The 20139-nt window shown below is 60.7% G+C and carries 19 protein-coding genes; 8 read left to right on the forward strand and 11 right to left on the reverse strand.

Going from position 1 to position 20139, the window contains the following annotated elements:
* Positions 1-158: 158 nt before the first annotated feature.
* The 6 genes from xerD to ffh all read right to left on the reverse strand — a co-directional run bounded on the left by xerD (position 159) and on the right by ffh (position 4759).
* On the reverse strand, positions 159-1055 hold the full coding sequence (xerD, locus tag KSS97_RS23645) for a site-specific tyrosine recombinase XerD (protein ID WP_217860267.1): 897 nt from the start codon (positions 1053-1055) through the stop codon (positions 159-161).
* 131 nt (positions 1056-1186) lie between these two features.
* Entirely contained in the window at positions 1187-1537 is a 351-nt protein-coding gene (gene rplS / locus KSS97_RS23650; RefSeq protein ID WP_030139558.1) for a 50S ribosomal protein L19, read from the reverse strand.
* Between the two features lie 45 nt (positions 1538-1582).
* Positions 1583-2356, reverse strand: coding sequence for a tRNA (guanosine(37)-N1)-methyltransferase TrmD (gene trmD / locus KSS97_RS23655; RefSeq protein WP_187293314.1), 774 nt, complete (start codon positions 2354-2356; stop codon positions 1583-1585).
* Positions 2338-2874 (reverse strand): ribosome maturation factor RimM, encoded by a 537-nt coding sequence (rimM, locus tag KSS97_RS23660; RefSeq protein ID WP_030139560.1) that lies wholly within the window; start codon positions 2872-2874, stop codon positions 2338-2340. The genes trmD and rimM overlap by 19 nt, the downstream gene beginning before the upstream one ends.
* Positions 2875-2879: 5 nt before the next feature.
* Positions 2880-3131 carry a 30S ribosomal protein S16 gene (gene rpsP, locus KSS97_RS23665; protein WP_003198088.1) on the reverse strand — a complete coding sequence of 84 codons (252 nt, stop codon included), beginning with the start codon at positions 3129-3131 and terminating at the stop codon, positions 2880-2882.
* Between the two features lie 251 nt (positions 3132-3382).
* Complete coding sequence (gene ffh, locus KSS97_RS23670; protein WP_030139561.1) at positions 3383-4759, reverse strand: signal recognition particle protein; 1377 nt, start codon at positions 4757-4759, stop codon at positions 3383-3385.
* A 196-nt stretch (positions 4760-4955) separates the two neighbouring features.
* Between ffh and KSS97_RS23675 the strand changes: the two genes are divergently transcribed.
* The 7 genes from KSS97_RS23675 (at position 4956) to cmoB (ending at position 13797) form a co-directional block, all read left to right on the forward strand.
* Positions 4956-5768: a cytochrome C assembly family protein gene (locus KSS97_RS23675; protein WP_030139562.1), complete on the forward strand. Its 813-nt coding sequence runs from the start codon at positions 4956-4958 to the stop codon at positions 5766-5768.
* 12 nt (positions 5769-5780) lie between these two features.
* Positions 5781-7022 carry a CNNM domain-containing protein gene (locus KSS97_RS23680; RefSeq protein WP_217860268.1) on the forward strand — a complete coding sequence of 414 codons (1242 nt, stop codon included), beginning with the start codon at positions 5781-5783 and terminating at the stop codon, positions 7020-7022.
* A 425-nt stretch (positions 7023-7447) separates the two neighbouring features.
* Positions 7448-8761, forward strand: a complete 1314-nt coding sequence (locus tag KSS97_RS23685; RefSeq protein WP_030139564.1) for an MFS transporter — start codon at positions 7448-7450, stop codon at positions 8759-8761.
* Between the two features lie 219 nt (positions 8762-8980).
* Positions 8981-11395, forward strand: coding sequence for an endopeptidase La (gene lon / locus KSS97_RS23690; RefSeq protein ID WP_030139565.1), 2415 nt, complete (start codon positions 8981-8983; stop codon positions 11393-11395).
* Positions 11396-11603: 208 nt separating this feature from the next.
* Positions 11604-11996 carry a protease inhibitor I42 family protein gene (locus tag KSS97_RS23695; RefSeq protein ID WP_198796306.1) on the forward strand — a complete coding sequence of 131 codons (393 nt, stop codon included), beginning with the start codon at positions 11604-11606 and terminating at the stop codon, positions 11994-11996.
* 104 nt (positions 11997-12100) lie between these two features.
* Positions 12101-12844, forward strand: a complete 744-nt coding sequence (cmoA, locus tag KSS97_RS23700) for a carboxy-S-adenosyl-L-methionine synthase CmoA (protein ID WP_030139567.1) — start codon at positions 12101-12103, stop codon at positions 12842-12844.
* Positions 12841-13797, forward strand: coding sequence for a tRNA 5-methoxyuridine(34)/uridine 5-oxyacetic acid(34) synthase CmoB (gene cmoB, locus KSS97_RS23705; RefSeq protein ID WP_217860269.1), 957 nt, complete (start codon positions 12841-12843; stop codon positions 13795-13797). Before cmoA ends, cmoB begins: the two co-directional genes overlap by 4 nt.
* A gap of 125 nt (positions 13798-13922) precedes the next feature.
* On the opposite strand, the gene tadA is transcribed toward cmoB, so the two are convergent.
* The 5 genes from tadA to KSS97_RS28475 form a co-directional block, all read right to left on the reverse strand.
* Positions 13923-14420 carry a tRNA adenosine(34) deaminase TadA gene (tadA, locus tag KSS97_RS23710; RefSeq protein WP_030139569.1) on the reverse strand — a complete coding sequence of 166 codons (498 nt, stop codon included), beginning with the start codon at positions 14418-14420 and terminating at the stop codon, positions 13923-13925.
* Entirely contained in the window at positions 14420-15796 is a 1377-nt protein-coding gene (locus tag KSS97_RS23715) for a multicopper oxidase family protein (protein ID WP_198796303.1), read from the reverse strand. Before KSS97_RS23715 ends, tadA begins: the two co-directional genes overlap by 1 nt.
* A 144-nt stretch (positions 15797-15940) precedes the next feature.
* Positions 15941-16336: a DUF6632 domain-containing protein gene (locus KSS97_RS23720; protein ID WP_030139571.1), complete on the reverse strand. Its 396-nt coding sequence runs from the start codon at positions 16334-16336 to the stop codon at positions 15941-15943.
* Positions 16337-16474: 138 nt separating this feature from the next.
* Positions 16475-16999 carry a helix-turn-helix transcriptional regulator gene (locus KSS97_RS23725; protein WP_217860270.1) on the reverse strand — a complete coding sequence of 175 codons (525 nt, stop codon included), beginning with the start codon at positions 16997-16999 and terminating at the stop codon, positions 16475-16477.
* A 4-nt stretch (positions 17000-17003) separates the two neighbouring features.
* The gene (locus KSS97_RS28475) at positions 17004-17279 is read right to left on the reverse strand and encodes a hypothetical protein (protein ID WP_030139573.1); all 276 of its coding nucleotides are present in this window, start codon (positions 17277-17279) and stop codon (positions 17004-17006) included.
* A gap of 571 nt (positions 17280-17850) precedes the next feature.
* Here KSS97_RS28475 and KSS97_RS23730 point away from each other — a divergent pair.
* The gene (locus KSS97_RS23730) at positions 17851-19923 is read left to right on the forward strand and encodes a TerD family protein (protein ID WP_217860271.1); all 2073 of its coding nucleotides are present in this window, start codon (positions 17851-17853) and stop codon (positions 19921-19923) included.
* The last annotated feature ends 216 nt before the right edge of the window (positions 19924-20139 follow it).

Below are 20139 nucleotides of genomic sequence, written 5' to 3' on the forward strand. Positions count from 1 at the left end.
TCACATACAGAATTGATGGCGGCTGACACACAGCTATCGCGAGCAAGCTCGCTCCCACACTTTGATCGGTGCCAGGCCGGGATCGCGCGCCCAACACGGATCCCTGTGGGAGCGAGCTTGCTCGCGATGGCGTCAGCATTGACAACATCGCGGCAGGCTCAGCCCCGGGGATGGTGCTTGGCATGCAAGTCCTGCAACCGCGCCCGGGCCACATGGGTGTAGATCTGGGTTGTGGATAGATCGCTGTGCCCCAGCAGCATCTGCACCACTCGCAAGTCGGCGCCGTGATTGAGCAGGTGCGTGGCGAAGGCATGCCGCAAGGTGTGCGGGGAAAGCGATTTATTGATCCCGGCTACCTTGGCCTGGTGCTTGATGCGGTGCCAGAAGGTCTGGCGGGTCATCTGCTCGCCGCGCAAGCTGGGAAACAGCACGTCGCTGGGACGCCCGCCCAGCAGATCATGACGGGCATCGCGCATGTAACGCCCAACCCAGACGATCGCCTCCTCGCCCATCGGCACCAGGCGTTCCTTGCTGCCCTTGCCCATCACCCGCAGCACGCCCTGGCGCAGGTTCACCTGTTCGAGCGTCAGGCTGATCAACTCAGTGACGCGCAGGCCACAGGCATACAGGACTTCCAGCATGGCCCGATCACGCTGGCCGATGGGGTCGCTGAGGTCGGGGGCCGCCAGCAATGCTTCCACATCTGCCTCCGACAAAGATTTGGGCAGCGGACGCCCCAGCTGCGGCATTTCCACGCGCAAGGTCGGGTCCACCGCGATCAACTTTTCTCTCAGCAAATAGCGATAAAACCCACGCAACCCGGAGAGAAATCGTGCAGTGGAGCGCGGTTTGTAGTTCTGCTCCAAGCGCCACGCCAGATGATCGAGGATCAGTTCCCGGCCGGCGTTAACCAACTCCAGGTTCTTTTCCTGCAACCAGCCGTTGAACAGGGCCAGGTCGCTGCGATAGGCGCCGCGGGTGTTATCGGAAAGCCCTTTTTCCAGCCACAGGGCGTCGAGAAACTGGTCTATGAGCGGATGATCGATGGCGGGCATAAATACTCTTGAAGGATACGGGCACACACGGCGTCGAAAAGGGAACGAAGCTATGCAGGGTGCTCAAAGCACAAATCGCAGGCAACAAAAAAGCAGCCCGCAGGCTGCTTTTTTTGCATCGGAAGCTGGACTTAAGCCAGTTTTTCCTTGATGCGAGCTGCTTTACCCGACAGGTCACGCAGGTAGTACAGCTTGGCTTTACGTACGTCACCGCGACGCTTGACAGCCATGCTGTCGATTTGCGGGCTGTAGGTCTGGAAAGTACGCTCTACGCCAACACCGTTGGAGATTTTACGAACGGTGAATGCACTGTTTACGCCGCGGTTACGCTTGGCGATAACAACACCTTCGAACGCTTGCAGACGCGCACGGTCGCCTTCCTTCACTTTCACCTGAACGACAATGGTGTCGCCCGGGGCAAAGGTAGGGATCTCTTTGGTCATCTGCTCTGCTTCGAGTGCAAGGATGATTTTGTTAGTCATGCTGTGCTCCTAAGGCAAGTCATCGGACTTACCATCGATACGTTGTTAACTATCGTCCCGCTCGCGGATGTATTCCTCGAGCAGCTTCTTCTCTTCTCCAGAAAGCGAGCGGCTTTCCAGAAGATCGGCGCGTCGTTCATAGGTCCGACCAAGGGACTGCTGTAAACGCCAACGCCGGATGTGCGCGTGGTTGCCACTCAGCAACACGTCGGGAACACGCTGATCCGCATACACCTCCGGTCGGGTGTAGTGCGGGCAATCCAGCAGACCATCCGTAAAGGAATCTTCCTCGGCGGAATCCGCATGCCCTAAAGCTCCAGGCAGCAGTCGTGTAACCGCATCGATCAGGACCATCGCCGGCAGCTCGCCGCCAGACAATACATAGTCGCCAATCGACCACTCTTCATCGACATGAGCTTCAATGAAACGCTCGTCAATGCCTTCATAACGGCCGGCAATCAGGATCAATGCATCCGAATTCGCCAGCTCGCGTACCGCCGACTGAGTCAGCTGACGGCCTTGGGGCGACAGGTAAATTACCTTCGCCGCCTCCCCGGCTGCTGCCTTGGCCTGAACCAGTGCATCTTCCAGGGGCTTGATCTTCATCACCATGCCCGGACCACCGCCAAACGGGCGATCGTCTACAGTGTGATGCCGATCCGTGGTGTAGTCTCGCGGATTCCAACAAGTGAGCTGCAACAGCTCCTGTTTCACCGCGCGGCTGGTTATGCCGTATTCGCTGATGGCGGAAAACATCTCGGGAAACAGCGTGATGACTTCAACGCGCAAATTAGCCACGTTTAGAAATCCGCATCCCATTCCACCTTCATCTCGCCTGCTTCAAGGTCGACTGCCAACACGCATTGCTCGGTATAGGGCAACAGGCGTTCGCGATCATCCAGGCTGCCGACGCAAGGCTTGACCACCATGACATCGTTCGAACCGGTCTCGAGCAGGTGATCGATCTTCCCGAGCAATTGCCCAAGGTGGTCGATGACCTTCAGACCCACCAGCTGGTACCAGTAGTACTCGCCGTCGGTCAGTTCAGGGAACAGGTTGCGCGGCACACAGATCTCATAACCGGCCAGAAGACGTGCTTCTTCACGATCATCGAGATCCTTGAGCTTTGCGACCAGGAACTTGTCGTTCCCGCGTCCGCTGACCAGCTCCACCTGTTTCACGCTACCTTCGCGCTTGAGCGTCCAGGTTTTGTAGTCCAACAGGTTCTTGATCGGATCAGTAAAGGAATACACCTTCACTTCGCCGCGAACGCCATGTACAGAGTAGATCTTGCCGACAACGATCAAATCACCGGCATCTTTTGGCGTCGCGTTCATATTGCTCAGGCCGCGGCCTTAGCCGATTCCTTCAACAACTGAGCAACGCGCTCAGAAGGTTGTGCACCAACGCTCAGCCAGTAGGCTACGCGCTCTTGGTTCACGGACAGACGAACTTCCTGACCACGGGCAACAGGGTTGAAGAAACCAACCTGCTCCTTGTGGGAACCGTCACGCGGATTGCGGCTGTCGGTTACGGTCAGGTGGTAAAACGGGCGCTTTTTGGAGCCGCCAAGGGCAAGACGGATTGTTAGCATGTGAACATCGTTCCTGTAGTCGGTGCTGCAAATCTAAATGCACAGCGGGCATAGGTGCCCGAAAGGCCGCATATTCTAAGGAATATCCGGACTTTTGCAAATGACTTTTTCCGGCGCCTGGTGCCGTGCAATCAAGATCTGCCATGAAGCCGTCATTAAAAACGGCAGGTCAGCTCCCGCCTGGCGCGGGTTTGCTGGAGATCCCCGCATCCGTGCGGGGCAACGCCGACATGACAGCCGGCGCAGATTCTTTACATTTTCGGCATGCCGCCGCCGGGCAACATACCGCCCATGCCGCGCATCATCTTGGCCATCCCGCCCTTGGCGGAGAATTTCTTCATCATCTTCTGCATCTGCTTGTGCTGCTTGATCAAGCGACCGATGTCCTGCACCTGGGTGCCGGAACCCATGGCGATACGGCGCTTGCGCGAACCGCTGATCAGCTCAGGGTCGCGGCGCTCGGCCGGGGTCATGGAGTTGATGATGGCTTCCATCTGCTTGAACTGCTTTTCCGCCGCGCCCTGGGCATTGCCCATCTGCGCCAGGTTTACGCCACCGATGTTCGGCAGTTTGTCCATGAGGCCGCCGAGGCCGCCCATGTTCTTCATTTGTTGCAACTGGTCGCGGAAATCCTCGAGGTCGAAGCCCTTGCCCTTCTTCAGCTTCTTGGCCAGTTTGTCGGCCTTGTCCTTGTCGAGTGTCGCTTCCGCCTGTTCGATCAGGCTGAGCACGTCGCCCATGCCGAGGATGCGCGAAGCGATACGCTCAGGGTGGAACGGCTCGAGCGCTTCGCTCTTCTCGCCCATGCCGATGAACTTGATCGGTTTGCCGGTGATGGCGCGTACCGACAGCGCGGCACCGCCACGGGCGTCGCCGTCGACCTTGGTCAGGATCACGCCGGTCAGCGGCAGCGCATCACCGAAGGCCTTGGCGGTGTTGGCCGCGTCCTGGCCGGTCATGGCATCGACGACAAACAGGGTTTCTACCGGGTTGATCGCGGCATGCAGCGCCTTGATCTCGCCCATCATCTCTTCATCGATGTGCAGGCGACCGGCGGTATCGACGATGACCACGTCGATGAACTTGAGCTTCGCTTCCTTTATAGCCGCCTGGGCGATGTCCACCGGCTTCTGGCTCAGGTCGGACGGGAAGAACGTCACGCCGATATCGTTGGCCAGGGTTTCCAGCTGCTTGATTGCCGCCGGACGGTAGATGTCCGCGGACACCACCATTACCGATTTTTTCTTGCGCTCTTTAAGGAAGCGCGCCAGTTTGCCAGCCGTGGTGGTCTTGCCCGCGCCCTGGAGACCGGCCATCAGCACTACCGCTGGCGGTACGGCGCTCAGGTTCAGGTCTTCGTTGGCGGCGCCCATCAGGCTTTCGAGCTCGGCCTGGACGATCTTCACGAAGGCCTGGCCCGGCGTCAGGCTGCGCGACACTTCGGTGCCAACGGCGCGTTCCTTCACCGAATTGACGAAGTCCTTGACCACCGGCAGGGCGACGTCGGCTTCGAGCAACGCCATGCGCACTTCGCGCAAGGTGTCTTTGATGTTGTCCTCGGTCAGCTTCGCCTTGCCGGTGACATGGCGCAGCGTCTGCGAGAGACGGTCGGTTAGGTTTTCAAACATGCGCGATCCTTTCAGGCCCAGATATGACCGGGATAATGGCGGCCCAGACCGTGAAATATGTGCTCGGCGAGCCTGCGGCGTGGGCAGGTCGCGGATTATAGCGAAGAAGCGTGCGGCGTACACCTTGCAGTGGTCTTTCGTGTGGAGGGGGTTCTATGCCAAACTCAGCGCCTTTCGGGCTTGCCTAACAGGACTTATGCTCCCCTTGTCACCCAGTTTGCTTGCTTCCCTCGCCGCCGCCTGCCTGTACGCCGCTGCGACCCTCTATCAAGGCACCCGCCTGGCCTCCGGCGCCAAGGCGAACAAACGCCTGCTGGTCACGCTTGGCGTGCTGGCGGTGCTCGGCCATGCGGCCAGCCTTTTTACCCACTTGATGACGCCGATCGGCCTGGGCCTGGACTTCTTCAACGCCGCCAGCCTGATTGCCGTCGCGGTGATCGCCCTGACGCTGCTGGCCTGCTCGCGCATACCCGTGGAAAACCTGCTGGTGCTGTTGTTCCCGCTGGGGCTGGCCACGGTGCTGCTGGCGCAGTTCGCGCCGTCGGGCACGGTGCAGATCATCGACGAAGAGCCGGGCATCCTCGCCCATATCCTGCTGTCGATCCTCGCCTACGGCCTGTTTACCATCGCGGTATTCCAGGCGCTGCTCCTGCTGGTGCAGGACCATCAACTCAAGCACAAGCACCCGTCCGGGCTGATCCGCAATTTCCCTCCGCTGCAAACCATGGAAAGCCTGCTGTTCGGTTTCCTCTGGGCCGGCTGGACCCTGCTGTCGCTGTCGCTGATCTCCGGCTGGCTGTTCGTCGAGAACCTGTTCGCCCAACACCTTGTGCACAAGACCTTGCTGGCATGCCTGGCGTGGGTGGTGTTCAGCGTGCTGCTGTGGGGCCGCAACCGTCTCGGCTGGCGTGGCCACAAGGCGATTCGCTGGACACTGGCGGGGTTCTGCCTGCTGATGCTGGCGTACTTCGGCAGCAAGTTGGTCCGCGAATATATCCTGCATATCTGACGGACGAGTCTGATGGAGAGCCTGCCCGTAGGGCCTATGTTTGCGGTAATGGTCGTGCTGATCCTCTGGTCGGCCCTGTTCACGGCCATCGAAGCTGCCCAGCAACACTTGCTGGCCCAACGCCAGGCCTCGCGCGCCAGTGACAAACCGCTGGCGCGCCTGAGCTTCCCCTTGGCCAGCCTGATCCTGTGCAATACCTTCTGCCGTACCCTGGCCGTGGTCATCGCCACGTTGCTGGCACTCTTCACCTGGCTGGAAAACGGCCCCTGGCTGGCCTGGCTCGGCACCAGTGCGGCCCTGCTGGTGTTCGCCGATTACCTGCCTCGCACCTTGGCGAGCCGTTTTCCCGATGCCGTATTGGGCTTGGGCAACACGTTGCTCGGCGTACCACTGAAAATTCTCTACCCAGCCGCCTGGCTGCTCAATGGCCTCAGCCAATTGCTGCTACGCCCCTTTGCCCGTAAGGCCCGTGCGGTCCAGCAAAGCGACGATGAACCACCCGCAACGCCCCGCGCCGAACAGGAACAGGAGCAGGGCAACGGTCGAGTACACCCGATTTCCGGCATCCATGCGCTGGACAACATCACGGTCAACGACATCCTCGTGCCCCGCAGCGAGGTGGACGGGATCAACCTGGACGACCCCATCGGCGAGATCATCGAGCAGTTGCGCCTGAACCGGCGAACCCGGCTGCCGGTGTTCCACAGCGACATCAACCAGGTCGAAGCAGTGCTCAACACCCGGCAGATCCGTCATATGCTGGCGGATGCGAGCCTGACCCAGGAGGCGCTGCTCGCCGCCTGCCACGAGCCGTACTTCGTGCCTGAAAGCACACCGCTGCAATTGCAGTTGCTCAACTTCCACAAACAGCAGCGGCGCCTGGGCATGGTGGTGGACGAGTATGGCGAGGTGCTGGGCATCGTGACCCTGGAGGACATTCTCGAAGAAATCGTCGGCGAGTTCGAAAGCGAGCACAGCCTCGACAACCCGCATGTCCATCCTCAACCCGATGGGCGCTTGATGATCGATGGCGCGGCATCGATCCGCGAACTGAACAAGACCCTCGGCTGGCACCTGCCCTGCGACGGTCCCAAGACCCTCAACGGCTTGGTGACCGAAGCGTTGGAGACCATCCCGGAAAGCCCGGTGTGCCTGAAGATCGGCCGCTATCGGCTGGAAATCATCGAAACCGTCGACAACCGCGTCAGCCAGGTGCTGGTGTGGCATAACAGTACGGTGCCGACTTTTTCCTGAATCCCAACAGTTCAAGGTAAAACACCGTCGTGGCGAGGGGATTTATCCCCGCTGGGCTGCACAGCAGCCCTAGAACCCAACAACTCGGTGTGCCAGGCAAATTGATTGAGTGCATTTGGGACTGCTTCGCAGTCCAGCGGGGATAAATCCCCTCGCCACAAAAAGCTCATCGTCGACACTGATATTGTGCGCGGGCTCACTTGTTGATTCGTTAGCCTCCTTCTTATACTCAATTCGCTTATCCAGCCCCGCCCAAGCCCCGAGCCTACCCTGCGCACGGAAGGTTCCGGGTCGTTCACCGCAATATCCGCTTCATCCCTGCGACTGTTCCTACCCGGAACAGCGACAGCGCCCACCCCACATCCCTGGGTATTCGACCATAATAATTCGCTCCAACGGAGCACATGACTGTCAGGGATAACCGCATGACAACCACCACCTGCAACGACGCCGTGCCTGTCCAGCCGACCAATTCGGCCAGCCGGGTGGCGACCGCGAGCTTCATCGGCACCGCCATCGAGTTCTACGATTTCTACGTCTACGCCACCGCCGCCGCCCTGGTGATCGGGCCGGTGTTCTTTCCGCAAACCTCAGGCACGGCACAGATGCTGTCGTCCTTCCTGACCTTCGGCATCGCCTTCCTTGCCCGTCCGCTGGGCTCGGCGCTGTTCGGCCACTTCGGCGACCGCATCGGACGCAAATCGACACTGGTGGCATCGCTGCTGCTGATGGGCGTCTGTACAACCCTCATCGGTGTGCTTCCCGGCTACGCCAGCATCGGCGCCTGGGCCCCTATCCTCCTGTGCCTGCTGCGTTTCGGCCAAGGGCTGGGGCTTGGCGGCGAATGGGGCGGCGCGGCCTTGCTGGCCACCGAGAACGCGCCCAAAGGCAAGCGTGCCTGGTTCGGCATGTTCCCCCAACTGGGCCCTTCCATCGGTTTCCTGGCGGCGAACGGGCTGTTCCTGACCCTGGCCATGACCCTGGATGACGAGCAGTTCCGGTCCTGGGGCTGGCGGATTCCGTTCCTGCTCAGCGCCGTACTGGTGATTGTCGGCCTCTACGTACGCCTCAAACTCCATGAGACGCCGGTTTTCGCCAGTGCCATGGCCCGCCAGGAACGAGTGAAAATCCCTTTGGTCGAGCTCTTCAGCCAGTACTGGGCGCCCACGCTGCTCGGCGCGGCCGCGATGGTGGTGTGTTACGCCCTGTTCTACATCTCCACGGTGTTTTCCCTGAGCTATGGCGTTGCGAGCCTGGGCTACAGTCGCGAGACGTTCCTTGGCCTGCTGTGCTTTGCGGTGTTGTTCATGGCCGCCGCGACACCGCTGTCGGCCTGGGCCAGCGACCGATTTGGCCGCAAGCCAGTATTGATCGGCGGCGGCCTGCTGGCGGTGGCCTCGGGCTTCCTCATGGAACCCTTGCTGACCCAAGGGTCCACTGGCGGCGTGGCGCTGTTCCTGTGCATCGAACTGTTCCTGATGGGCGTGACCTTCGCCCCGATGGGCGCGTTGCTGCCGGAGCTGTTTCCCACGCACGTGCGCTACACCGGTGCTTCGGCGGCCTACAACCTGGGCGGTATTGTCGGCGCCTCCGCCGCACCGTTCTTCGCCCAGAAGCTGGTGGCGATGGGTGGCCTGAGCTACGTCGGCGGGTACGTTTCCGGGGCCGCCGTGCTCAGCGTGATCGCGGTAATGTGCCTGAAGGAAACGCGTCATAACGACTTGAACCGGGTCGCCTGACGCGCCTCTGCAGGAACTGCCGCAGGCTGCGATCTTTTGATCTTTTGATCCTTTGATCTTTCGCTTGGAACTCAAGCATCAGGAGAAAGATCGCAGCCTCGCTTCGCTCGGCAGCTCCGGACCAACGCGCTCCAATGAAATAGCCGTTAACAATCCCCCCATTGAAACCACCCCCCACCTGCCCCATCTAAGATCCATACTCCATTGCGCAGGTGCCCCATGAGCGACCAGCACTCTACTGAAGCCACGAACGAATACGCTGAATCCGAGCACATCGAACACACTTCCTCCGGCACCGGCCTGGCCCTGCCTGGCCAGAGCCTGCCGGACAAGGTCTACATCATTCCGATCCACAACCGCCCGTTCTTCCCGGCCCAGGTGCTGCCGGTCATCGTCAATGAAGAGCCGTGGGCCGAAACCCTGGAATTGGTGGCCAAGTCCGAACATCACTCTCTGGCGCTGTTTTTCATGGACAGTCCCCAGGAAGACCCGCGTCATTTCGACACCTCGAAACTGCCGCTGTACGGCACGCTGGTGAAGGTCCACCACGCCAGCCGTGAAGCCGGCAAATTGCAGTTCGTCGCCCAGGGCCTGACCCGCGTGCGCATCCGTACGTGGCTCAAGCATCATCGCCCGCCGTACCTCGTGGAGGTCGAGTACCCGCACCAGCCAAGCGAGCCGACCGATGAGGTCAAGGCCTATGGCATGGCGCTGATCAACGCGATCAAGGAGCTGCTGCCGCTCAACCCGCTGTACAGCGAAGAGCTGAAGAACTACCTCAACCGCTTCAGCCCCAACGATCCATCGCCGCTGACAGACTTCGCCGCCGCGCTCACTTCCGCCACCGGCAGCGAGCTGCAGGAAGTGCTCGATTGCGTGCCGATGCTCAAGCGCATGGAAAAAGTGCTGCCGATGCTGCGCAAGGAAGTCGAGGTCGCGCGGCTGCAAAAAGAGATTTCCGCCGAGGTCAACAGCAAGATCGGCGAACATCAGCGCCAGTTCTTCCTCAAGGAACAGCTCAAGGTCATCCAGCAGGAGCTGGGGCTGACCAAGGATGATCGCAGCGCCGACCTGGAACAATTCGAGCAGCGCCTGGAAGGCAAGGTCCTGCCCGCCCAGGCCCAGAAGCGCATCGAAGAGGAAATGAACAAGCTCTCGATCCTGGAAACCGGCTCACCGGAATATGCCGTCACGCGCAATTACCTGGATTGGGCGACATCGGTGCCGTGGGGCGTGTATGGCCAGGACAAGCTCGACCTCAAGCACGCCCGCAAGGTACTCGACCAGCACCACGCCGGCCTGGACGACATCAAGGACCGCATCCTCGAATTCCTCGCCGTGGGCGCCTATAAAGGCGAAATCAGCGGTTCCATCGTCTTGCTGGTAGGCCCGCCGGGCGTGGGCAAGACCAGCGTGGGCAAATCGATCGCCGAATCCCTCGGGCGGCCGTTCTACCGTTTCAGCGTCGGCGGCATGCGCGACGAAGCCGAGATCAAGGGCCATCGGCGCACCTACATCGGCGCCCAGCCGGGCAAGCTGGTGCAGGCGCTCAAGGACGTCGAAGTGATGAACCCGGTGATCATGCTCGACGAAATCGACAAGATGGGCCAGAGCTACCAAGGCGACCCGGCGTCAGCGCTGCTGGAAACCCTCGATCCCGAGCAGAACGTCGAATTCCTCGACCATTACCTCGACATGCGCCTGGACCTGTCAAAAGTCCTCTTTGTGTGCACCGCCAATACCCTGGACTCGATTCCCGGCCCGTTGCTGGACCGCATGGAAGTGATTCGCCTGTCGGGCTACATCACCGAAGAAAAGGTCGCCATTGCCAAGCGCCACCTGTGGCCCAAGCAACTGGCCAAGGCCGGCGTGTCCAAGGGCAGCCTGAGCATCAACGACAGCGCCCTGAAGGCCCTTATCGACGGCTACGCCCGTGAAGCCGGGGTGCGCCAGTTGGAGAAGCAACTGGGCAAACTGGTGCGCAAGGCCGTGATGAAACTGATCGACGATCCAAAAGCAGTGATCAAGCTCGGACCGAAGGACCTCGAGGCCTCCTTGGGCAAACCCGTGTTCCGCAACGAACAGGTGCTGTCCGGCGTCGGGGTGATCACCGGCCTGGCCTGGACCAGCATGGGTGGCGCCACGTTGCCGATCGAAGCAACGCGGATCCACACCCTCAATCGCGGCTTCAAGCTGACCGGGCAACTGGGCGAGGTGATGAAGGAATCGGCGGAAATTGCCCACAGCTATGTCAGCTCGCACCTGAAGCAGTTCGGCGGTGATCCGAAGTTCTTCGACGAGGCCTTTGTCCATCTGCACGTACCGGAAGGCGCCACGCCGAAGGACGGGCCGAGTGCCGGCGTGACCATGGCCAGCGCCCTGCTGTCCCTGGCGCGCAACCAGCCGCCGAAGAAAGGCGTGGCCATGACTGGCGAACTGACCTTGACCGGGCACGTGCTGCCGATTGGCGGCGTACGCGAGAAGGTCATCGCGGCGCGACGACAGAAGATCAACGAACTGATCCTGCCGGACGCCAACCGAGGTAACTTCGAGGAACTGCCGGATTATCTGAAGGAAGGCGTCACGGTGCATTTCGCCAAGCGGTTTGCGGATGTGGCGAAGGTGTTGTTCTGATCGTTCTCTAGTGCTTGTACTGGCCTCATCGCGAGCAAGCTCGCTCCCACAGGGGATTTGTGGTTTTCACAATACTTGTGATCCATCCCAAATTGTGTGGGAGCGGGCTTGCTCGCGAAGGCGCCATCCGCACCCGCGCACTTCCACCTGACACACCCAGTAGCATCTTCGGTTATGCTCGCCGTTCGTCGTGAATGCCGGAGTCTTTATGTCCCTCACCCGCCTGCTCGTCCCGGCCAGCCTCGCCCTGCTGACCGCTTGCGCCACACAGCCGAAACAGAACGTGACGCTGGAAAAGCAAAGTCAGTGCCCTGTACGACTAAATAGCGGGCAGAACCTGATCCTGAGCCTGCCGAGCAACCCCACCACCGGCTATCGCTGGAGCATCCAGGACTCGGCCGGCGGCGTTCTAAAAGGCCTTGGCCCGGAGGTCTATCGCAACCCCGAGGACGCTGGCGTGGTCGGCGCCGCCGGGGTATCGACCTGGCGTTTCCAGGCGTTTGCGGGTGGCACCGGGCGCTTGCGCCTGACTTATCAACAGCCGTGGGCACCGGAAGTGCCGCCCGTGGAAACCTTTGATTGCGCCATTTCGGTGAATTGAGCAGGGGTTGGCTGATAGGCAAACGCCCATTTGAAAGCCGCACAGAACCGATGATTTTCTGGTTAAAATGCCGGCCTTTTCGCCCCCCAGCCGCTGGAACCGCCGTGAGCAAAGAACCCGATCGCCTATTCGCCCAACCCTTGGCCCAGGTGCCTGACTTCGCCTTCAATGAAGACGTGGTGCGGGTGTTCCCGGACATGATCAAGCGTTCGGTGCCAGGCTACCCGACCATCGTCGAGAACCTCGGTGTGCTCGCGGCGCAATTTGCCCAGCCCAACAGCGTGCTGTACGACCTGGGATCGTCCCTCGGCGCGGTGACCCAGGCCCTGCGCCGCCATGTGCGCACCGACGGTTGCCGGGTGATTGCGGTGGATAACTCGGCGGCCATGGTCGAGCGCTGCCGCGAATACCTCAACGGCCAGGACTCGATGTTCCAGGAGTTGCTGCCAGTGGAGGTGATCGAGGGCGACATCCTGGCCCTGGCGTTCCAGCCGGCCTCGGTGGTGGCGTTGAACTTCACCCTGCAATTCATCGCGCCGGACCAGCGCACCGCGCTGCTCGGCCGCATCCGCCAATCGTTGCTGCCCGGTGGCGCCCTGATCCTTTCGGAGAAGCTGCGCTTCAACGATGCCGAGGAACACGCGCTGCTCACCGACCTGCACGTGGCCTTCAAGCGCGCCAACGGCTACAGCGAACTGGAAATCGCCCAGAAACGCAGCGCCATCGAAAATGTCATGAAGCCCGACAGCCTCGAAGAACACCGCGAGCGCCTGCTGGCCGCCGGTTTCTCGAAAGTCGTGCCGTGGTTCCAATGTCTTAACTTCGCCTCGTTGATTGCCTTGCCATGATTGATCTGTCCCCCCTCGCCCGCCATCTGGCCGGCACGCCCCTGGCCGATTGGGCCACGACGCTGCAGGCGCAGCTGGACGCCAAGATGGAAAAGGGCCACGGCGACCTGGAGCGTTGGCAAAGCGCGCTCGATGCGCTGCCTGTCTTGCAGCCCACCACCGTGGATCTGCTGAATGGGCTGACGCTGGATGTCGATTGCTCCGACGAAACCCGCGCCCAGATGCGTACCGCGCTGATGGGCCTGTCACCTTGGCGCAAAGGCCCGTTCGATCTGTTTGGCGTACACGTCGACACTGAATGGCGCTCAGACTGGAAATGGTCACGCGTCGCCCCGCATCTCGATCTCAAGGGCAAGCGCATCCTCGACGTGGGCTGCGGTAATGGCTACTACATGTGGCGCATGCTCGGTGCCGGGGCGGACACGGTAATCGGCGTCGATCCCAACTGGCTGTTCTTCTGCCAGTTCCAGGCGGTGCAGCGCTACCTGTCGCAGCCCAACGCCTGGCACCTGCCCTTCCCGTTCGAGGCCCTGCCGCCGGAGCTGGAAGGCTTCGACACGGTGTTTTCCATGGGCGTGTTCTATCACCGCCGCTCGCCTATCGAACATTTGCTCGCCTTGAAGGATTGCCTGGTCAAGGGCGGTGAGCTGGTGCTGGAGACCTTGGTAATCGAGGGGGACGAACATCAGGTGTTGGTGCCGGAGGACCGCTACGCGCAGATGCGCAACGTGTGGTTCCTGCCGTCAGTGCCCGCACTGGAACGCTGGCTGCGCCGCGCCGGGTTCCGCGATGTGCGCTGCGTCGACGTGAGCCTGACCACCGTGGAAGAACAACGCAGCACCGAGTGGATGAAATATCAGTCGCTGAGCGATTTCCTCGACCCTGAAGACCACAGCAAGACCATCGAAGGCCTGCCGGCGCCGATGCGGGCGGTGATTGTGGCGCGTAAATAACCAGTCCAAGCACCACACCCCCCCGTGGGAGCGAGCTTGCTCGCGATGGCGACCTGACATTCAACAGAGATGTCGCCTGACAGACCGCTATCGCGAGCAAGCTCGCTCCCACAGGGGGTCAGTGTTCAGTCTGAAGACTTGGCTCTTCGGGCCTTGAAGAATTCACTCAGCACCGTGCTGCACTCCTCAGCCAACACCCCACCCTCGAACATCACCCGATGGTTCAGGAAGCCCTGGCTGAAAAACTGTCCCTGGCTCTGCACAATCCCTGCCTTGGGCTCCAGCGCTCCATAGACGACCCGGGCGATACGTGAATGAACAATGAGGCCGGCGCACATGCTGCACGGCTCCAGGGTCACATAGAGGGTGCTGCCCGGCAGGCGATAGTTGCTCACCGCCTGGGCGGCGGCGCGGATGGCGACCATTTCCGCGTGGGCGCTGGGGTCGTGGCCGCTGATCGGGCAGTTGAAGCCGCGCCCGATGACCTCGCCATCCTGCACCAGCACCGCGCCCACCGGCACTTCGCCCAGCGCCGCGCCTTGTGCCGCGAGAGCCAGGGCTTCGCGCATGAAATCCTGGTCACGGCTGCGGTCAATGATCCTGGCGGGGCGAATCTGGCGCATCACGCCACCTCGATGGCGGCCATCAGGCCGGTTTCCATGTGGTCGATCACATGGCAATGGAACATCCACACGCCCGGATTATCCGCCACCAATGCCACCTGCGCCCGCTCGTTCTTGCCCAGCAGGTAGGTGTCGGTGAAATACGGGATGACTTTGTGGCGGTTCGACGCAATCACCTTGAAGCTCATGCCGTGCAAATGGATCGGATGCTGATACTGGGTCATGTTTTTCAATTCAAAAATGTAGCTCTGGCCTTTCTTCAGCGTGGCGATCGGCCGGTCGGCGCAGGTTTTGTCGGTGATGTCCCAAGCCTTGCCGTTGATCTGCCACAGGCTCGGCGGCTTGCCGTTGTCAGTGTTGACCGACACCGAGCCGACCCATTCGAAATTGAAGTTGAGTTTCTCGGCATTGGCCAGGTCCGGCTCCGACACCGGGTTGGGCGGTAATGCAGGCGGCCATGGGCTCGGCGCGTCGTTATTGGGTACCGAACGCAATGTCCCCAGGCGTACCGGGCCATTGCGCAACGACAATTCTTCGCCGGCCGGCGGCGCCTTGATCGCCAGGCAGATGCGCATGCCCGGCCCCAGCCAGTATTCCTTGCCCAATGGGCGCGGCTCGATGGGGTTACCGTCCAGCGCATAGATCTGCGCTTCAACGCCAGGAATGTTGATGCGATAAGTGAGCGTGTTGTCGAGGTTGAGCAAGCGCACGCGAGTGATCTGCCCGGCCGGCAAATCGATGACCGCCTGCGGCACACCGTTGATGGTCGACAACCGCCCGGCCGTGCCACCACGCGCCGCCTCGCGGGGAATGCTGAACTCGACGAACTGGCCCTGCTCGTCCACGTGCCAGCTCTTGAGGCTCAAGGTCTGTTCGAACTTGAAACCGGTCGGCTCGCGCTCTTCGATGATCAGCGGCCCGACCAATCCTCGTCCAAGCTCTTCGCTGCTGTTGACGTGGGGGTGGTACCAATAGCTGCCGGCGTCCGGCACACGGAACTTGTAATCGAAATATTCACCCGGCAACACCGGTAGCTGCGAGACGTACGGCACGCCGTCCATTTCCAGCGGCAAGCGGATGCCGTGCCAATGAATCGTGGTCGCGACCGGCAGGTGATTGATGAAACGCACCCGCAGCCATTCGCCCTGGCGGACCCGCAGTTCGGTGCCCGGCGCTGACGGACCAAACGCCCAGGCCTGGGTCTTGTGCCCGGCCACCAGTTCCACGTCCAAAGGCGCGGCGATCAATTCATAGTCGTGACCGGCGTCAGCATCGGCCATCTTGCCCAGCCAATACCGCGACGCACCGCCTGCACCCACGCCAACGACAACAAGACCGGCCAGGCCACCGAGAATTTGGCGACGGGTAAAGGACATGAACGCGACTACCTCTGCATCTGCGACGGACCGGTGGGCCCGCAAAAGGCGAATACGATACACCCGCAGATGAGAAACGGTAAGGAAACGAAGATGAAAAAAACCTGTGGTGGTCACTTCCCGACAAAAGAATGAACCGAGCGGTCAGCGCGCGTTTACCCCCCGAGGCGTAAAAAAGGCCAGCGCCGCCGCGACGACGAACAAGGCAGGCACATCGCCGAGCAAGTGCCCGTAGTGCGACATCCCGTCCATCCCGACGCCAAACGACTGCACCGCCATGATCGCGCCATGCACGATGCTCGACCACACCGTGAACCCGATCAGGCTCAAGTGTTTCATCGGCTCGCGGGAGGCCCTCAGCAGGAACACGCCGAGCGTCGCGTAGATGCCGACAATCATCAGCGGATAGTCGGAATGGCCGCTGTGCCATGCCCAGCCGGACGGCCACAGGATCATCAGCGGCCAGATCGCGAAAACGGCAATCAGACCAACCAGGATCAAGACGATGCGCAGGGCGGCGAGTTTTTGAACGTCGTTCATGGCGGGCTCCTGGATTGCGACGCGTGTTTCACGGCAAAGGGAGCCCGGAGTATAGAACGCGCCTGAAACCCCACATCGACCTTCCATGTGGCGAGGGAGCTTACTCCCGCAGGGCTGCGCAGCAGCCCTCCAAGATTGTCACACAACCAAAGCGTCCAGCTCTTTAAAAGCCACGCCAGGAAATCGTCGACCTTCTTTCGCCACGTTGACCTGCAAGGCCACCTGCGCGACATCCAGCACGTTCCTGGCAAGCGAATAGCTGCCCTTGGCCTGAAGCCAGCTGAGAACGTCCGCCAAATGCCAAATGGATGTACTGCCCTCATGCACCGGCGTAGGGAAGCTGCCCGGATGAGCCAACATCAGCTTGCGCATGTTCTGCCGAGACACGCCTACGATCTCGGCGACGTCTGTCAGACCGACTAAATCAGGCGCAACCTCGATCAACTTGGCCAATGGCACCGCGCGCTGGACATCGGCCAGAGCGCTAAGCACGGCCTCGACCGCATCAGGCGCATCGCGAGTGAACTCAAGCGCCATCCGTCCGGGCTGCCCGATACCAACCAGGGCATCGTCGCAGCCCGCTTCACCCAGCCGCTCGACCAATTCATCCATGGCACAGCCGTCATCAACAAGCTGATATTTCAAGGTAAAGATATATTCCATCGTTCTATTCCTTAGCATCGTGATCCGCATCGCGCTGATTGCGATGCCTCGAGCAATTCTCCACGACGCGTCTCAACGCTCGCGCGTGGTTGCCTGGGTTCTTCGGCGTGCTCCATATCGAAGTGATGCAGAACTCACCGCAACGGCACTCCACGTCTTTGGACGGGCAGTAAAACCGCCCCCAAGCGTGGCTGCCGCCGACTTCTATGCGCCAGCCGTGCCCTTCGGCATGCCTTAACGCTTCCTCAATCTCTTTTTTCGGGTGCGTTGGACGAGTCATCCGTGATCTCCAGTATTCGCATGAAACGCAGGGTTGTCAAATGACAACCCTGCGCACTCTTTCAAACGCAGCATTCAGCCGCGCTCACGTTGGTCGATAGCAACTTGATGAACTGTGCGCGGACGTCGGTGAGCACGCGCCAGCGTTTGCGAGCACGCCGGCGAAACCAGCCGGGCATCGCCGCCGATGGTAAGCACTCTTCTGCGCCTATTGAGGCAAGAAATCGTAGCGAAAGGTGACGGTGGCGCTTGGCACTCCAGCGGGAGCCAGCTGTCTCGCCGCGGTTCCGGGTCGACGGAACGGTCCTGTGGGGGGAGCTTCCAAGTCCGGAAGCAATTAAAGGAAAATTGCCGGCTGAGAATCGAGTACGTTTCAAGCTATGTGTTTGCCTGACAAGCAGCCCCCACCTTCCGTACAATGCCGCCGTGGCTATGGAACACCTTCCTTCTATCCCTCATGACCTAGGGGTTCCGCTCTCCACACCGCGCCTGCTTCTTGCAGGCGTTTTCATATCGACTGCACACGCGACGCTGCTGCCCAATCACAACGGCGGCCAAAGGGAGAATCAAGCATGAATCAGGAGCTGTTCCTGCGTCGCCGCAGCAAGGTTCACGTCCCGACGGGCACCGGCGGTGCCACGCGCGCCCAGGTCGCGTCGGCTGTCCAGGAAATCGCCGCGTTCCGATGCGTGCTATCGGAGCCACTGATTGAGCGCATCAGCATGCTCTCGGCGGCAGAACTCACACACTGGCTGCGCGAAATTGTCGAGGTACTTCGGCGGCAGACCGGCGCCCATGTGCGCCACAGGCCGCTTTACCCAGCCTTTCCAGAACAAGTACTGAAGGCTTCCCAGGCGGAGTTGTATCTTACCGCCGTCTCGCACTACCTCACGCTTTGGCGTTTGCCACCCGAAGAGCACCCTCGACCTGTGATGTTGGAAGGGAATTTCGTATCCCGGGTCATCGAACTGGGAAGCGTCTCTGAATTCGAGTCGATGCTCGAACCGCTGGTTTCCGCGCGTACCTCGCTCTCCGATGAGGAAACTACTGATGTCGTCTGGTTTATCCGAGCGTACAAAGGCGACGTGTTCCGTCTGCTGCCGGAAGCCGTACCGTTTCGGGAAACCCGTGCATTGGTTGGCGGCGCACTGCTCCGGCATGTAGCCAGCGATGCACGGCTGGACGCCTTCCTGGAACGAAACGTCGAAACGGCGACGGACGTGCTACGGCTGGCGGTCGCGTTGACTGGAGGAGACGTGTCGCTGACGACAGCTTCAACTCGTTTCACGGCGATGAAGCGCGCGACGCGCCGTCTGCTGTTGCGCCTACTCGATCGCGCACCCAGCGCTGCGGAAGATGTGATGCGCCATGCCGAACGCTGGAAGCGCTTGGCCGAAGTGCTGCATCCGGGGGAGTATGCGGATAAGTACCCACGCGCTCTCGCCGCCATCACGGCAGCGCGCCGCAACGACGCGCCGGCCTCGTTTGGATCACGTGTCGAAACACTGCTTGCCCAGCGTCAGATCGCCGCGCTTACGCCCATACTGCAGGATCGTCCCGGTGAGTTCGCTCGACGGCTGGATGTGACCTTGCGCCGTGCGACCGATCCAGATGCCGTGCTCGATGCTTTCGAGGCTGTCGCGACGCAGGTCTCTTCACCCATCCTGCTGCAGGTGCTGGCCCAAGTAAGAGCCCCGCGTCCCCTGCCCTTGCGGGCCTTCACACCGAAAGGAGCCTTGGCCAAAGTCTATGGCATCAAGGATCGACGTGAACCTCTCACACCCGAGGTGTTGGCACGTGCGGCCCAAATTTGCGAGGACGCTCTGATCAAGCGTTTCGCGTCGCTGCCTCCGTTAGGCCGCTGCTTCATTGATCCCTCACTGCACGAATACAGAGTGCCACTTGCGCAGCGTGCCGCATCGAAGTCGCTGCGTACGCTGGTGCGAGGCAGCCGGTTGCCTATGCCTGACACGCGTTTCATTCGCCTGTTCCTCTGGTGGAAAAACGGCGGTCAACGCACAGACATCGACTTGTCCGCTGCTTTTTTCAACACCCGTTTCGTGTTCATGCAAACTGTCTCGTACTACAACCTGAAGGCGTTCGGTGGTTACCACAGCGGTGACATCGTCGACGCGCCCCACGGCGCTTCGGAATTCATCGACCTTGACGTTGATGCCCTCCTCGAGAAGGGTATTCGCTACGTCGTCACGTCCATCAACTCTTATACCGAGCAGCCGTACTGCGACCTTCCCGAATGCTTCGCTGGCTGGATGGCCCGTGCTGACGTGGGCTCGGGTGAAGTATTCGAACCGCGATCCGTGATCGACCGTCTCGACATCGCGTCCGATACACAGATCTGTCTGCCGTTCGTGATGGACTTGCAGGAGCGGCGCGTGATTTGGGCCGATCTAGGGCTCACATCTTCACCACGATGGAACAACGTTCAGAACAACCTGAGTGGGATATCGTTGATGCTGCGGGCCTTGGTGCACACGCCACGTCCGGATCTGGAGACGCTGTTCGATCTACATGTGCGTGCGCGAGGAGAACGGGTGGCTTCGCCGGAACAGGCACAGGCGGTATTTTCGCCTCACCAAGGGGTTACGCCGTTCGATACGGATTTGATTCGAGCAGAGTTTCTCTGATGCCTGAACCAGCCTTCGACATGATCGCCGCGTGCCTGGCCCTGTCAGCCATCGATTAGAACGGGATAAAAATGATTAGATAACAAGCGCCGCGCACAAAAACGATTATTTCTAACAACCGGCTCGTCAGAGTGAAGGAAGAGGCTGAAGACGCCCCTTCCTCCCTCCGATGACAAAATCGACGTTGCATCGATTTCAGAACCGCAGGGGATAATT

It is taken from the genome of Pseudomonas alvandae, from assembly GCF_019141525.1.
In the GTDB taxonomy this organism is placed as follows: domain Bacteria; phylum Pseudomonadota; class Gammaproteobacteria; order Pseudomonadales; family Pseudomonadaceae; genus Aquipseudomonas; species Aquipseudomonas alvandae.

Bases quoted from the DNA above. Each gene is read 5' to 3' on its own strand.
- KSS97_RS23730 (WP_217860271.1), top strand. From the start codon at position 17,851: ATGAATCAGGAGCTGTTCCTGCGTCGCCGCAGCAAGGTTCACGTCCCG.
- xerD (WP_217860267.1), bottom strand. From the start codon at position 1,055: ATGCCCGCCATCGATCATCCGCTCATAGACCAGTTTCTCGACGCCCTG.
- cmoB (WP_217860269.1), top strand. From the start codon at position 12,841: ATGATTGATCTGTCCCCCCTCGCCCGCCATCTGGCCGGCACGCCCCTG.
- lon (WP_030139565.1), top strand. From the start codon at position 8,981: ATGAGCGACCAGCACTCTACTGAAGCCACGAACGAATACGCTGAATCC.
- KSS97_RS23675 (WP_030139562.1), top strand. From the start codon at position 4,956: ATGCTCCCCTTGTCACCCAGTTTGCTTGCTTCCCTCGCCGCCGCCTGC.
- rpsP (WP_003198088.1), bottom strand. From the start codon at position 3,131: ATGCTAACAATCCGTCTTGCCCTTGGCGGCTCCAAAAAGCGCCCGTTT.
- KSS97_RS23725 (WP_217860270.1), bottom strand. From the start codon at position 16,999: ATGGAATATATCTTTACCTTGAAATATCAGCTTGTTGATGACGGCTGT.
- KSS97_RS28475 (WP_030139573.1), bottom strand. From the start codon at position 17,279: ATGACTCGTCCAACGCACCCGAAAAAAGAGATTGAGGAAGCGTTAAGG.
- KSS97_RS23715 (WP_198796303.1), bottom strand. From the start codon at position 15,796: ATGTCCTTTACCCGTCGCCAAATTCTCGGTGGCCTGGCCGGTCTTGTT.
- KSS97_RS23685 (WP_030139564.1), top strand. From the start codon at position 7,448: ATGACAACCACCACCTGCAACGACGCCGTGCCTGTCCAGCCGACCAAT.
- tadA (WP_030139569.1), bottom strand. From the start codon at position 14,420: ATGCGCCAGATTCGCCCCGCCAGGATCATTGACCGCAGCCGTGACCAG.
- ffh (WP_030139561.1), bottom strand. From the start codon at position 4,759: ATGTTTGAAAACCTAACCGACCGTCTCTCGCAGACGCTGCGCCATGTC.
- trmD (WP_187293314.1), bottom strand. From the start codon at position 2,356: ATGGGATGCGGATTTCTAAACGTGGCTAATTTGCGCGTTGAAGTCATC.
- rplS (WP_030139558.1), bottom strand. From the start codon at position 1,537: ATGACTAACAAAATCATCCTTGCACTCGAAGCAGAGCAGATGACCAAA.
- rimM (WP_030139560.1), bottom strand. From the start codon at position 2,874: ATGAACGCGACGCCAAAAGATGCCGGTGATTTGATCGTTGTCGGCAAG.
- KSS97_RS23695 (WP_198796306.1), top strand. From the start codon at position 11,604: ATGTCCCTCACCCGCCTGCTCGTCCCGGCCAGCCTCGCCCTGCTGACC.
- KSS97_RS23680 (WP_217860268.1), top strand. From the start codon at position 5,781: ATGGAGAGCCTGCCCGTAGGGCCTATGTTTGCGGTAATGGTCGTGCTG.
- KSS97_RS23720 (WP_030139571.1), bottom strand. From the start codon at position 16,336: ATGAACGACGTTCAAAAACTCGCCGCCCTGCGCATCGTCTTGATCCTG.